The organism is Pedobacter sp. PLR, from assembly GCF_026239675.1.
Lineage (GTDB): Bacteria > Bacteroidota > Bacteroidia > Sphingobacteriales > Sphingobacteriaceae > Pedobacter.
In genome coordinates, this window is sequence record NZ_JAPIVQ010000030.1 from 1 (window position 1) to 1,237 (window position 1,237).

At 37.8% G+C, this 1,237-nt stretch carries 1 protein-coding gene; it reads right to left on the reverse strand.

The annotated features are described in order from the left end of the window. The coding region (locus tag OQX61_RS24210; protein WP_265844421.1) for a glycoside hydrolase family 16 protein at nucleotides 1–1,199 on the reverse strand (1,199 nt) is incomplete at its 3' end. Nucleotides 1,200–1,237: the final 38 nt, after the last annotated feature.

The window sequence follows — 1,237 nt, forward strand, 5'->3', positions numbered from 1 at the left end:
GCTTTACTGGATACTCCATTTGCATCAATAAAATCCACGAAAAATTCAAATGATGCTCCTGATTTATAACCACCTGCCTGCAACATGGCTTGGGTGATAGTAATTTTAGAACCTGATAATCCAAAACCTCCCAGGTCATTCCCTAAGGCATACCAATGTACGGTTGTATTGGCAGGTACATTTGTCACTGTAAAGGTTTGCGATCCGCTTTTTACGATCTGTGCTGATGCAGGGGAAAGATGGGGTTGAATTGGATTTTCCACATACTGACTCCTTTTATTCATATTGATCAAGCCATAGTATCTAACATATTCTATTTCCATAATCGCTGGCATAGCGATTTTATTGATGTTATTCCCAACAAAATCACCACCAACACTTAGGCAAATATTTAGATCGAAGTAATCATTGAACGGCCATTCATCATATCCTTTACCATTGTTGGTAAAAGTACGCATCAGCATACCATTAAAGTACCATTTGATATAATCAGGAGTCCAGTCCATTCTGTATTCATTGAACTGGTTCAGCGTAACATGAGTTGGCAGCGTAACCATATTTGATGCACCATAGGATTTAGCTGAATGTACATTATAGTTTACTTCACGATCATTTTGTCCTTTAATTTCTACAATGTCAAATTCGCCGCAATTGGGCCACGTTTTCAGATCATAGTCTTTGTGACGCTCGCCGAACCCAAAAATGGCCGGCCAAAGTCCAGCGCCTAATGGCATTTTTGCTTTGATAATATATCTGCCGTAACGTTGCTTTTTGTTGGAAACAATTTTTCCTGATGTATAATTGAAACCATTGTATGCTTCATTTAAAGCAATAATCTTTAATTTACCATCTTCCACTTTCACATTTTTTGATCTGCCAGTGAAATGCTGAAGCTCATGATTACCCCAGCCATAGTATCCATTACCGGTACTCATATTCCATTTCTTTGGATCAGGAGTACCCGTGTAGTTAAATTCATCACCCCAGGTTACTGATGGACTGAATTTATATTGGAATCCAGTAACAGATGGATCAGGTTTGTTTACTACATCTTCCCAGGCTACTATCTTTAAATACCCCTGTGATGTTAAAGACTGCTCAGGTGCTAAATCATTAATTGGAGCAATAGCAGGCTTATTATAATCAAAATGCTGAGTGGTTTCAGTTGCTAATCTGATAATTTCTATAGCTGCTATCATTGACTTACCTTCTGTTTTATATACTGTACAATTAACAT